A 13,067-nucleotide genomic window follows, 5' to 3' on the forward strand; every position below is an offset into this window, starting at 1 on the left:
CACTTGAGGACCAGTGCGGGCTGGGGGAATGGAGTCAAACGGAGCTTCACCGTTCCTAGGCCTGATGAAAACCATCCGGGTTTTTGTTTCCTCGCCAGGAGATGTCCAGGCGGAACGCACGATCGCGGACCGCCTGATCCGGATGACGGCCGAAGAACTGGGGATCCCGGTCAGTGTTCAATATTCGAACCTTCTCCGCGACGAACCGCTGCCGGCATCATCGAGCGATTCCAGCGAACCGGAATCGGGTGAGGTGATTCTTTGCCCCTACTTTTGGGAATACCAGCGATTTTCATTGGAACTCCCCTACCAGGACCAGATTCCCAATACGGCTCAGTTCGACCTGGTGATTTGTATCCTGTGGTCGCGCCTCGGAACGAAGTTGCATCCCCGCTTCAGGATGCCGGACGGGAGTGAGCCTCAGTCCGGGACGGATTACGAGGTTGCCTGGGCACAGGCGCAACGCAAGAAAACGCCCGGCATTCCGGCACTGCACGTCTACCGCAACCGGAGCCAGCCTAACCCGCCCCTCGAGCCGCCGGAAAAACTTGAAGAATTTCTCCGGCAATGGAAGGCGCTCCAGGCATTCTTTGCGGCTCTCCTGAAAGATAGTGAAGGCCAGTACATTGGTGCGTTCAATAACTACCGGAGTCTTGAGCAGTTTGAGCAGCTCTTTCGCGAGCATTTCCGGGATTTTCTCTCCACTCAGCTTTCCGGTGAGCGCCGGCGCCAGCTGGTGGGCGGCCGCGGCCAGGTACGGCGCTGGAAACATAACCCGTTCCGCGGCCTGCAGTTTTTCGATTTCGAACACGCGCCGATCTTTCACGGCAGAACCAAAGCCATCGGGGAAGTCTTGGAGGCCTTGGAAGAGCAAGCCAGGATGCAACGGCCGTTTGTGCTCATCGTGGGTGCCAGCGGTTCGGGCAAGAGCTCGCTGGCGTGCGCGGGCGTGCTTCCGTTGTTGACGCAACCCGAAACGATTGAAGGAATCGGATTCTGGCGCCGCGCCATCACCAGACCCGGAGCGGGCGGAGGCGACGGGGATTGTTTCGATGCGCTGGCGGCCGCGCTGCTGGAAGCCCCTGCGCTGCCGGCCTTGGAGGATCCGGAATCGCCGAACGCAGTCCGTGATCTGGCGGCCGAACTGAGGCAACACTCCGGCACCGTCGCATTCCGGGTCCGGGACGCGCTCGACCACGCTGCGCGGGAGTGGAAAATCCAGCAGTGCCATTCCCTGGAGGAACGAGAGCGGCAACTGCGGGCCGCAGGCCGGTCTGCCGACGCGGAGCTGGCCCGGCAGCAGAGGGAGGGGCTCGAACTGCCGAAAGCCCGATTGGCATTGGTGGTTGACCAGTTCGAGGAGTTGTTCACGACCGGCTTTTCACCGGAGGTTCGGCAGGGCTATATCTCCGCGCTTGCCGGTTTGGCGCACGGTGGCCGGGTCTTTGTCCTGGCGACGTTACGGAGTGATTTTTACCCCTTCTATCAGCAATTCCCGGAACTGATCGAGCTTACTCGTCCGCGTGGGAAAGTCGACCTGCGGCCCCCTGCGGCATACGAGATCGGGAACATGATCCGGCTGCCGGCCGAAGCAGCCGGCCTGCGCTTCGAACCGGAGCCGGCCACCGGCCAATACCTGGATCAAGCACTTTGCGACGCCGCTTCGGCGACTCCGGAATCCTTGCCCCTGCTCGAGCACGTTTTATCACTGCTGTACGACGCGCAGGCGGCTCGCAGCGACGGGTTGCTCCGGTGGTCGGACTACCGCGGACTGGGGGAATTAAAAGGCGCGCTCGCCAAGCATGCCGAAGCGGTATTCCTCACGCTGCAACCGCATGAGCAAAGGGCGTTTCCGTTGGCGATGCGGTACCTGGTCACGCTGGGTCAGGGCGAGGAAGAGGTGCCCAACCGCCGGACGGTACCTTACCGTGATTTCGTCACCGCGGAGGGCATGGGCCAGGATCAGAATGCCGGTGCGAAGGGCTTCATCGACCTGTTCATCAAGGAACGGCTGTTGGTCGCCGACACCGACCCCCAAGGCGAGGTCACCGTAAGCGTCGCGCACGAGGCGCTGCTCCGGGAATGGCAGCGCGTGAAAGAATGGCTGGCCGAAAACCGCGAGTTCCTGCGCATGCGGGACCGCCTGGATGCGAGCCTCAAGCTTTGGCTGAGCCGCGGCAAACAGCGGGACGACCTGCTCGGACCGGGACTACCCCTGGCGGAAGGCGAAAAGCTCCTCAAAGATTTCAAACCGTCGCTCAGCCGGGCACAAGTCGATTACGTCGCGGCAAGTCTTGCGGAGCGGCGACGGCGCAAACACGTCCAGGAGCGGATTCGTTACGCGGTGATGGCGGCGATCACCGGGCTTGCGATCGTCGCCGGCGTTCAATGGCTCCGGGCTGAGCGCCAGCGCCGGAGTGCGGCGCTGGCGTTTGCATCGGAAGCACAGATTGCGGTGAAGCTGAAGGAGCAGCTGCGGCAGGCCAGCTGGGCAAGCTTCAATCAGGCCGAGCGCCAGTTTCAAATGGGCGAGTGGCAGGAAGCCATCGCCTCTCTCGCGCGTGCGATCAGGTTCGACCCGGCGAATCAAGTGGCTTCCGAACGCTTCTTCCACGAGTTGATCATTCACCGTGAGAACGCGCTTCCCCGGCTCACCACCGCCTTTACCCATCAGGAAGTGATCATCGCCGCAGCGTTCAGTCCCGACGGCACACGCGTCCTGACGGCGAGCTGGGACAAGACCGCCAAGCTCTGGGACGCGGCTTCGGGCAAGCTCCTCGCCGCCTTCGCCCACCAGAATGCAGTTAATGCCGCGGCGTTCAGCCCCGACGGTACCCGGATCCTGACGGCCAGCGCGGACAAAACCGCCCAACTCCGGGACGCGGCTTCGGGCAAGGTGCTCGCCTCGTTTACCCACCAGGGTACGGTTAATGCCGTGGCGTTTAGTCCCGACGGCACGCGGGTGCTGACGGCCAGCGCGGACAAAACCGCCAAACTCTGGGACGCAGCCTCAGGCAGGCTCCTCGCTTCCTTTACTCACCAGGATGAAACGAACGAGGCGGTGTTTAGTCCCGACGGCACGCGCGTTCTGACGGCCAGCGCGGATAAGACCGCCAAATTCTGGGACGCGGCTTCGGGCGAGATGCTCGCCTCGCTTGTTCATCAGGGAGCCGTCTACCATGCAGCCTTCAGCCCGGACGGTTCACGGATCCTGACTGCCAGCAGAGACAAAACGGCCCGGCTCTGGGATGCGCCATCGGGAAAACCGCTGGCGACCTTTACGCATGACCAGGCAGTGTACAACGCAGCGTTCAGCCCGGACGGCACGCGGGTCCTGACGTCCAGTTGGGACAAAACGGCCAAGCTTTGGGAAGCGGGCTCAGGCAAGCTCCTGGCTTCCTTTGCCCACCAGGATGTAGTCGCATCCGGGGCGTTCAGCCGCGACGGCACGCGGGTCCTGACGGCGAGCTGGGACAAAACGGCCAAGCTCTGGGAAGCGGGCTCAGGCAAGCTGCTCGCAACCTTCACTCACCAGGACGCCGTAAGCACCGTGGCGTTCAGTTCTGACGGTACTCGAATCCTGACCGCGAGCTGGGATAAAACCGCCAAGGTCTGGGAAGCGGCCTCAGGTGGGTTCAGCGCCTCGTTTGACCATCAGGACGTCGTTAACGACGCAACGTTTAGTCCCGATGGCACCCGGGTGCTGACGGCAGGCGCAGATCACCGGGCCAGACTCTGGGATACAGGCTCCGGTAAACTGCTGACTTCATTTGCTCACCAGGACGGAGTCAATGCCGTGGCGTTCAGCCAGGACGGCACACGGATGCTGACGGCCAGCGCGGATAGAACCGCCAAGCTCTGGGACAGTGCGTCGGGTAAACTTCTCACCTCCGTTGAGCACCAGGATGCGGTAAATACCGCGGCGTTGAGTCCCGATGGCGCCCGCATCCTCACGGCCAGCGCGGACAAAACCGCTAAACTCTGGGACGCGATTTCAGGCAAACTCCTCACCGTCTTTGAGCATCAGGACGCGGTAAATACCGCGGTTTTCAGTCCCGACGGTACACGGATTCTCACGGCCGGCGCCGATAAAGCCGCAAGGCTCTGGGAGGCCGCCTCCGGCAAACCCCTCACCTCCTTTACCCATCAGGGTACGGTCAACACCGCTGCGTTCAGCCCGGACGGCGCCCGCGTCCTGACGGCCGGCGCAGACCATCGTGCCCGGCTCTGGGAAGCGGCTTCGGGCAAACTCCTCGCCACCTTTACCCATCAGGATGAGGTCAGCGAGGCGGTCTTCAGTGCCGACGGCACGCGGATCCTGACAGCCGGCGCAGACCACACAGCCAAGCTCTGGGAGGCCCCTTCCGGCAAGCTCCTGGCGTCTTTCGATCATCAAGCGAATGTGTACCATGGAGCATTCAGTCCGGATGGCGCCCGGATTCTGACGTCCGGCGCAGATAACCGCGCCAACCTTTGGGACGCGGCGTCAGGCAAGCGGCTTGCCTCCTTCGTTCATCAGGATGCGGTCCGATGGGCTGCTTTTAGTCCGGACGGGACCCGGGTCCTGACGGCGAGCTGGGACAAGACCGTCAAGCTTTGGGACGTGGCTACCCCGGCCGAACTCGCTCGACAGGTAAAAGCATTGCCTGGCTCGATGTCCGGTACCGATCTGCTGCAAGTCGAAGCGCTCTCGGCGATCGCAAGCGGACTCCGATTTTCAGACGATGGCTCGCTCGTTACGGTCGATGAGGAATCCAGATCTCAATGGACGAACCAGCTCAACGACTCGGCGCGGGACCTCCGTCCGGGAACCCGCTTTATACGTTGGTTCTTTAGCGCCGGAACCGATCGAACCATCTTTCCCGCCAGCGATGTCACGATCGTTGAATGGGTGGATAACGTGCTCCTGACAAATCCGAGCATCGCCGACGAATCTATGCGGAACGCGTTGGCCTTCCGTCCCGATCACCCCTTGCTTCACATTGCGCTGGCCGGGACTGAGACTGACTCCAAGCGCTCCGACTTCCTTCGCTCATTCGGTCTGGCGCACCTCCCGAAAAACAGCGTTATCTGCACGCGCGCGGCTGAGATGCTGCTGGCGCAACATCGGCCCGATCTCGCCCTGGTGGCGGTTGATCACGCGCTTCTCGCCAGCCCGGCGGACCTGACCGCCAGGCAAGTTCGATCGAAAATCCTGGAGGCGATACCTCGATGAGACCGGCTGCCCGCACCTCAAATAAAAACGTTCCTTTAACTATCCCTCGCGTGTAGAATAGGTCGAATCGATTCGAGCTCAGGTATGAGAATCCCCCTGTATCCACGGGCGGCCGCTTGCATCGCAGCCGCGTTTGTCCTTGCGGTAAATTGTTCGCTGAGCGCTTCCGCCCAGCAAGCGCCGGAGCCGGCCCGGCCCGCTCCGGGGAACAGGCCGGTAATTTCGCCTGAGCAAGCCGCACCGAATGATCCGAAAGGCGGTCTGGCAACAAAAATCAACGTAGATAGCCAAGGGGTGATTCTGAAGGGGTACGATCCGGTCGCCTACTTCAAACAACGAAAGCCGGTCGCGGGCAATCCCACCTTCACGAGCACCTATCGGGGTGCTACCTACCTGTTCGTATCGCCAGCGGATAAGGCCGAGTTTGACAAGGATCCCGCGAAGTACGCGCCCAGCTATGGCGGATTCTGTGCTTACAGCCTCGCCAAGGGAGTACTGGCCGACGTCGAAGGTCCGGAGGCCTTTACCGTTTACAACGGCAAGCTGTACGTCTGCGGTAACGCGGCTGCGTTGAAAAATTTCAAGACTGATATCGACGCTAACATCGGCCAGGCGGATGTTAACTGGCTCCGCCTGAACGGGCCTTAACGGTCAGACTGCGCGGCTTTGCTGTTCACGCGCTCACCGGTTCGAGCGGCCGCACGCGATGGGTTATCAGCCACTCGGCGTTTTCTGAAAGCGCTTCGCTGCCCACCGCGACCAGCAAGGCTTGGAGGCCGGTGAGTGCGTGCCGTTCGGCGGCCGCTTTCTGATCCGGAGGAACGCGTTCGGGCAGGTTGAAATAATGGTCAAAACGCGGGCCGGCCGCTTGGAAGAGGGAAACCATGGAAGCGTAGCGGCGGAGGTTTTCCTCAAAGAAGTTAACCTCCATCCAGGCACCGCAGAGAACGCCGCCGGTCAAGACCAGATTCTTGAGGATGCTGCCCAGATTGCGAGCCGATGGCAGCCAGGGCACGATCGCCCCGAGCAGGTAAACCGTTCCAAGGATGAACAGGGTCAAAGCGATCACCGTCAGGCCGTTAGTGATCAGGCGCCGCGCTGGAAATGATCCCGTTCGCAGGCCGGCGTGGTTCGAGGCTAAGCCCTTCTCGCGGGGTTCAGCGCGGGTCTTGAGAAGATGCAGGGCGCCCAGAGTCAGCGCGCCCAGAATAACCGGAAATAGCGCAAGCGGGCGCGACAGGAATGGAGCCGCGGGGTGCTGGGCAACGTAAATGAGGGTTGCCTGGAGCAAAAAGCCCGTCCAGAGCAGAACTCGAGCACGGGTCGAAAACGCTTCCTTACGGTGCGTAAGCCGCTCGATTTGGGCTTTGAAATACGCGTGCTGCCCGTCAAGCCAGGCGATGCGGATGCTTCGCAGCACGGCGCGCTGAGCGACCGGCGATAGCCGGTTGAACTGCAGGCGATTGGGTTCGTACGGGAAGGCCACGGCGCTGACTACGTTACGGATCCAACCGAGTTCACCCCGCTGATGTTGCAGGTAGCGGGACGCAACCGACTCACCGCTGCCGCACGCGGTCCAGTAAAACTGAACCCGCAGCCCCTCCGCGATGGCACGATAATCGTCGTAGCGTTCGGCCGCCGCGGTCGTTTTGAACCGAAAGTAAGCAAGCCAGGTGGCCAGCGTTAACCCCAAGGCCGCCAGAAAAGAGACCTGCTGAAACGGTGTCCCTGGGGCCGGCGCCTCCCAGTATTCAGCCAACGAAAAGAGAAGCGCCACGCAAAATGCCAGGGTAAACAGCGTGCGCTTCAGCCGGTTAAGGCGCGCGTTGTAATGCGCACTGCAATCGGCCACGCGGCGCCGCAACCGGGCGAGGCGATCCAGGGTTGCTCTAAGCGACTCGCTCGCCGCGGGCAGCGCGTGGCCTCGCGGCGCGTCTGCCGGGCCATGAGTAATTTCGGGCAGCATCTCGGCGAACGCCTGATCTTCCCGGGCCGGATCAAAAACCTTTTCATGGTTAAGCCGTTCGAGGTGCTGAGTGATGACCTTCAAAATCTCCCTGCCGGCCTCGACCCATCGGGGATCATGGCATGCAGACTCGCTGACTCCCCTGGGCCGGCAGTCGTCAGGATAAAGCACTTCGAGCGCCTCACCCGGTTCATGCGACAACGCGGCACCGCCGGCGGGCGGCGACTCTGATTTCCGGGGTGCATAGACGTGAATAATGGGTCCGTCCTCGGCCCCGCTCAGAACCGGCAGGATCGGCAAGAGGCCCGGCGTAATCCCAAAACGCTTCAACTCCGTGACGGCACGGGCGCCAACATCGTCGCCGGCATTCCGCACCGCGTCTTCGGCCTCATCCAGGGGTTTGTCCGTCAGCGCGATGAGGACGTCACTGTAGGCAGCCACGTATTCGCCGGCTGCGAGGTGACGGCGGTCGCGATCGTGTTTGCCGGTGGCACTGGTGAGGAGGGCGCAGCACTTTTCACGCAGGGCGTTGTCGTCCAGATCGAGCTCCTCGGGCAGGCGCACCACAAAAGTATCGCGCTCCGGGAACTCCGCCAGGAACCGGCCGGCCGCTTCATCGCGCATGGCGCCCTCCCGCGTGAAGATGGAAGTTTGCAGGTACTGGTCTTTGGGGAACGGCAACGGCGCCAGGATACGGAGGCCCGCCGGGTGGTTTGCCTCTCGAGCGGCTTCCACCGCCCACTGGCCGGGCCCTGGGGCAAGCGAGGAGAGCAGGATCAGCGGAGTCCGCGTCAGCCCGAGCCCCGGACCGAGCGCAGGATCGTGTGAGTCAGCCGGACGACCCACCCAGCGGATGATGCGTTTTACCTCGGCTTTGATCCGGTCACGATCGGCTGGGTCAAGGCCGGTGTGACCCGTTACGCCGATAATGAAGGCAGGCTTGGAAACATCGGCTGGCGGCGGACGCGGCGGCATAGGAGACCAGCTTAGCTCACCCCGGAGCGGTGCGTCGATCAACCCGGTGTGCGCTGGGCCAGGCGGACCCGAACCGTCCGGCCACCCGCGCGCCGGCCTCGCTGAACATGCCCATTTTGAAACCGTTGCCGTCGAGGCCATAATGAAACTCTGCTACCTGAATCCACCCTACCAGGACCTGTCGACCGAGCATCAGCCGCTCCGCGACGCCGGCATCGAGTTAGTTCCCTGTGCGGTGCATGGCGAAGAAGAAGTGATCCGCGCAGCGAGAGATGCCGACGCGATCCTGACGGTCACTGATCCCATCACCGCCCGCGTCGCGGAGGCACTTGAGTCTTGCAAGGTCATCGTGCGCCTCGGCGTCGGTTATGACGTGATCGACGTTGCCGCCTGCCGAAGGCGCGGCATCCTCGTCTGCAACGTGCCCGATTACGGCACCGAGGAGGTGGCGAACCATGCCCTGGCGCTTTGTTTTGCCGTGCACCGGCGGATCCGTGCCTACGATGGAAATGTCAGGAGCGGCCGCTGGGGTCACGCGCTCCCCTGGCCCATTCACCGGTTGAGCACGCTGCGGGCAGGCGTCCTGGGCCTTGGAAGAATCGGGACCGCCTTCGCTAAAGGAATTCAGCCGTTCGTCCGTGAGGTGGTCGCGTTCGACCCGTTCCTTTCCGCAGAGCAGTTCCAGACCAAAGGGGTCACTCAGGCCGCACTCCCGGAGATTTTTGAAACCTGCGACCTCATCAGCCTGCACCTGCCGCTCTCGAAGGAGAACCATCATCTCATTTCCGAAGCAGCCATTGCGCAGATGAAACGCAAGCCGATCCTGATCAACGTGAGCCGGGGCGGTCTGATCGACAGCCCCGCGCTGATCCGAGCGCTTCAAAGCGGGCAGGTTTCCGGCGCCGGACTTGACGTATTTGAGAGTGAACCGGACGTTCCCGCCGAATTGCTCGCGCTGGAAAACGTCGTACTGAGCCCTCACGTGGCCTGGTATTCCGTGGAAGCCGACCTCCAACTGCGCCGGAGTGCGATTGAGGAGATCGTCCGTGTGCTGAGGGGACAACCGCCCCGCAACCCGGTGCATTGAAAAGCCGGTGGGAAGCGGCGGGGCGTCCGGGATCAATCCACCCGATGGAGGCGTGCGCGCGTACGCGGGCGCAGGTTTAATCGCCGGCGAATTTATCGAGAGTGTGAAGCCTGACCGAACGTGTGGTCCGGACCTAACCGAAAATGGGCAGGGCTGGATTCGAACCAGCGAAGGCGTAAGCCAGCAGATTTACAGTCTGCCCCGTTTGGCCACTTCGGTACCTACCCGTGAAGTTTTTTGCCGTACGTAAAGCGCGCCTTTCGGCGTGTTCTGACCAGCGGGAGACACCATATAGGGCGACGGCCCTGCGGGTGCAAGTGGTTTTTCGCCCATGCTTATCTCCCGCTAACGCAGACGGCGGTGGCCGAAGCGCTTCGCCACGACCTGGGCGGCATTGCGGCCGCTTGCGCCGAATACGCCGCCGCCCGGATGGGTGCTGGCTCCGGTCAGGTAGAAACCATCGATCGGCGTCCGGTATTGACTCAATTCCGGCAACGGCCGGAAAGCGAACATCTGGTCGAGGCTCATCTCGACGTGCATCACGTTGGCCCGCAACAGGCCGAGCCGGCGCTCCAGGTCAAGGGGCGTCTGGATCAGGCGATCGATGAGGGTGCCGCGCATGTTGGGCGCGTACCGGCAGATGACCTCGTAGATCTTGTCGGCTTCACGTTCCGCGATGGCGTCCCAATCCTCGCCGTTATTGAGTTCGTAAGGGTGGTATTGCGCCCAGGCAAAAAGGACGTGCTTACCTGCAGGCGCCAGGGTCGGGTCAATGGCCGAAAACGTCATTCCCAAGATTGCGGGCTCAGCGGGCGGCCTGCCCGCAAGGTAATCCCGGTAAGCGGCCTGCAGGTATTCGCGGTCCGGACAGAGCAACTGCATGGCTGAGTGCGCGGGGCTGACCCCGCGGGGGTCGCGCGGCTGGCCGGGGTAAGCGGGCAAATCCGAGACGGCGTGCCGGACGGTCATGCCGAACCCGTTGCCGATCTGGATCGTTTTCACCCGTGCCCGCAATTTTTCCCCGACGAGGCCGGGATCGAGCAGGTCGCGCAGCGCAGTCACCACGTGGCATGCGGCCACGACCGCACTGGCTGAATAATCACCGGCTTCACTTTGCACTTCCCAGCGTCCCCCACTCCTGGTGACCCGCCGGACGGTCGCATTCAGCACGATCTGGCCACCTTGCGCCTGCAAGGCTTTCGCCAATGCCTGGGTAAGGGAACCCGACCCGCCTTTGGCCCGCCACGCGCCGTGCTTGTGAATCATCGCCTGCCACCCGGCGAAATCTCCAGTTGCCACTTCGTCGGGTGCCGGACCGGATTGGGCGGCCAGCCAGGTCAGCGCCGTGCGCACCGGCTCCGACTCGAACGTGTTCCGAATCAGTTTGCCGTAGCTGCCCAAGAGCGCCCGCGTGATGTCCATCGAACCCCAGACCCGGCGGCTCCGGGAACGGAACAGGCTGCGCCTGGCGATCGCACCCGCCATTGCGCCGAAAGTCGGGGCACGAAGGAAGACGTCCCATACCCCCTCGTTGAGTTCGCCCCAGGTCCGGACAAACTCACGGTAAGCCCCTGCGTCTTTCGCACTCACTTGCGCGATGCTTTCGCACGTGCGCTCAACGTCCCGGTAAAAGCTGATGGCACGATCGGAGCCGGGAACGGGATAAAACGCCCACGGATCAAGCTCGAGGTACTCAAGGCCGTACGCCGCCAATTCCAATTCGTCCATGATCGGCGTGCTGCGGAACATGATATGGACGGAAGAGCCGACATCGAACCGGAAGCCGGGCACGACCTCCTCGGTACACACTGCGCCGCCGACGATGTCCCGGCGTTCCAGGACACCTACCTTCAGGCCTAACCGGGCCAGGTAGCAGGCGCAAATCAACCCGTTATGGCCGGCTCCGATTACGATGACGTCAAACACGCCCATTGCCAGACTACGTGCAGCCTCTTGGGACAGACGCAAGGAGAGCTGTTCCGAGTGCCGGGTGCCGAGTGCCGAGTGCCGAGTAGAGTTCGGTGTTCGGAGCGGCTGCGCCCGTCGTGTGCCGTTAATCTGTGCAATCTGTGTAATCTGTGGATGTTTTCTTCTTTTCTGCGTTCTCTGCGTGTTCTGCGGCTGATTCTGTCTTCCCGCCGTGGTACGCTCGCCGCCATGCCCGCAATGGACCTCCCCGATCCGTCCAAGCACGCCCTTACCGTTCCGCTTCGACCTGAGGATATCGCGGCGCCGGTGTCTTTCGGGCTGATCCTGGTGAAGGGGGACGGCGGCGGTTCACCGTTCATTCTTTTGCGCCAGACGACCGGCGCCCTGATTTTTCTGGGCTGCATTCGCGACCGGGACGGGTTGGTGTTGGAATTGTGCGAGGTCTGGGTGCAGGATGTGCCCGGGTTGCGCGCTTCTTTCCGCGCCCGGTTGGAGCGGATTACGAACGAATCGTTTGACCGGCACTGGCTCGACCGCTGGCAGGTGCGACGCCAGGTCAGCGGCGCACACGTTCCCCGCACCGGGTGGGAAGGGGCGGCCGTTAATCCCATTGTTTTTGAGCCTGCCGGCCAGAAGGTAGAATACCTGCAAGCTCCGGACAGCGGATCACCGCTGGCGCTCTGCACGGACGATTCCGTTTTGCTCGAAGCGGGCCTGCCCGCGTATCGGGGTTCGTTATCGCGTTTTCTCTGGAACCAGAACACCGCGGAGCCCCATTTTTACCAGCTTGCTTCGAGTGAACCCTTACCGGCAGGGGTCAATCCGTGGCCAAAGCAGCCGGACCCGAAGCTGGTGTTCAACCCCGGCGGCGGCAGCCTGTCGATCTACCCATACGCCCCATTCGCGCTGCCGGAATACGCCGACCTGCTTGCGGGCAAACCGTGGACCGGCGTCAGGCCGGAGGTGATTGCGTGCCTGCCCGCCTGGTACCAAGGGTTGATTGATCCGGACGATCTGGCCCATGGGGATTCCCTTTTTTTGCACAGCCGATTTGGTCCGAGCGAACGGCTGACCGAGACATTGCTCCTGAAGATTAATCTTCTGACCCAGGCCATAAGCCAGGTTGAAACCCAGACGCGAATCCGCCAGCAGCCGTTCCTGCGATTAGATCAGGATAGTTTCAGGGTCCACCTGGCGGCTCCCGGTCCGGGTCTGCCGGCGTTCTGGAATGCACGGGTCGAGCTGGTCGCCGACAGCGCGGCCGAGCGCGTTTCTCTGGGACAGACCGACCTCCCCTACTTCCTGCCTCCGGACGCGCTTTCTCCGTCCGTCTACCAGCCTAAAAGCACGCCGGTGTACCAGCGCTCGACGGCAACGGTTCGCATCCGCGAAGTGTTGCCTTCCGCAGACGGAAGGACTGCGCTTGACCTGACGTTTGCCACGGAGGACGAGTTGCCGGCGGCCGCGAGCGACTTGGTCCACCTCACGCTGCCCGCCGCCGGCGGCAGCCTGGACGTGTACGGGCATCCCGACAAGCCGCGCGGCTTGGCTGAGCGCGAAGTGCGCATCCGGACGTTACCGCAGGTTATCGCACCTGCCGTGGGCAAGGAACTGGAGCGCATGGCGGGTCTGCCGCTGACCAAGGTTCCGTTTGAACTCTTGCCGCGGCTAACGTCCCCCTACGATCTCTATGCGCTGGCCGTGCTCGGCGCAAAAGTTTTACTCTCGGCTGACGAAAATCCCCTTCCCATCGTCATCGACGAGCTGCTTAGTTTTGCCGCCCAACTGGCCTCGGAACAAGCGCGGCAGGAACCGCTCAGGGAACGAATCGTCAGGCTCTTCGGACAGGAAGCGCGTTGGTCACGCACGCTGGGACCGCAAAATGTGCGCCGGCA

The 13,067-nt window shown here is 62.6% G+C and carries 6 protein-coding genes and 1 tRNA gene; 4 read left to right on the forward strand and 3 right to left on the reverse strand.

The features are described from left to right. Positions 1-64 precede the first annotated feature (64 nt). Together JO015_07370 and JO015_07375 are read left to right on the forward strand one after the other, a co-directional pair. On the forward strand, positions 65-5,215 hold the full coding sequence (locus JO015_07370) for a hypothetical protein (protein ID MBV9998919.1): 5,151 nt from the start codon (positions 65-67) through the stop codon (positions 5,213-5,215). An 84-nt stretch (positions 5,216-5,299) separates the two neighbouring features. Beyond that, positions 5,300-5,863: a hypothetical protein gene (locus JO015_07375; GenBank protein MBV9998920.1), complete on the forward strand. Its 564-nt coding sequence runs from the start codon at positions 5,300-5,302 to the stop codon at positions 5,861-5,863. Between the two features lie 25 nt (positions 5,864-5,888). Here JO015_07375 and JO015_07380 read toward each other — a convergent pair whose 3' ends face one another. Next, positions 5,889-8,156, reverse strand: coding sequence for a hypothetical protein (locus tag JO015_07380; protein ID MBV9998921.1), 2,268 nt, complete (start codon positions 8,154-8,156; stop codon positions 5,889-5,891). Between the two features lie 142 nt (positions 8,157-8,298). Here JO015_07380 and JO015_07385 point away from each other — a divergent pair, with 142 nt between their 5' ends. Further along, on the forward strand, positions 8,299-9,243 hold the full coding sequence (locus JO015_07385) for a C-terminal binding protein (protein MBV9998922.1): 945 nt from the start codon (positions 8,299-8,301) through the stop codon (positions 9,241-9,243). 144 nt (positions 9,244-9,387) lie between these two features. On the opposite strand, the gene JO015_07390 is transcribed toward JO015_07385, so the two are convergent. Both JO015_07390 and JO015_07395 read right to left on the reverse strand, forming a co-directional pair. Continuing rightward, positions 9,388-9,470: transfer RNA gene (locus JO015_07390), tRNA-Tyr, on the reverse strand. A gap of 118 nt (positions 9,471-9,588) precedes the next feature. Continuing rightward, positions 9,589-11,175 (reverse strand): NAD(P)/FAD-dependent oxidoreductase, encoded by a 1,587-nt coding sequence (locus JO015_07395; protein ID MBV9998923.1) that lies wholly within the window; start codon positions 11,173-11,175, stop codon positions 9,589-9,591. A 150-nt stretch (positions 11,176-11,325) separates the two neighbouring features. Between JO015_07395 and JO015_07400 the strand changes: the two genes are divergently transcribed. Beyond that, positions 11,326-13,067, forward strand: a 1,742-nt coding sequence (locus JO015_07400; GenBank protein MBV9998924.1) for a hypothetical protein, incomplete at its 3' end; no start/stop codon positions are given.

Source organism: Verrucomicrobiota bacterium, assembly GCA_019247695.1.
GTDB lineage: Bacteria > Verrucomicrobiota > Verrucomicrobiia > Chthoniobacterales > JAFAMB01 > JAFBAP01.

Bases quoted from the DNA above. Each gene is read 5' to 3' on its own strand.
- JO015_07370 (MBV9998919.1), top strand. From the start codon at position 65: ATGAAAACCATCCGGGTTTTTGTTTCCTCGCCAGGAGATGTCCAGGCG.
- JO015_07385 (MBV9998922.1), top strand. From the start codon at position 8,299: ATGAAACTCTGCTACCTGAATCCACCCTACCAGGACCTGTCGACCGAG.
- JO015_07375 (MBV9998920.1), top strand. From the start codon at position 5,300: ATGAGAATCCCCCTGTATCCACGGGCGGCCGCTTGCATCGCAGCCGCG.
- JO015_07395 (MBV9998923.1), bottom strand. From the start codon at position 11,175: ATGGGCGTGTTTGACGTCATCGTAATCGGAGCCGGCCATAACGGGTTG.
- JO015_07380 (MBV9998921.1), bottom strand. From the start codon at position 8,156: ATGCCGCCGCGTCCGCCGCCAGCCGATGTTTCCAAGCCTGCCTTCATT.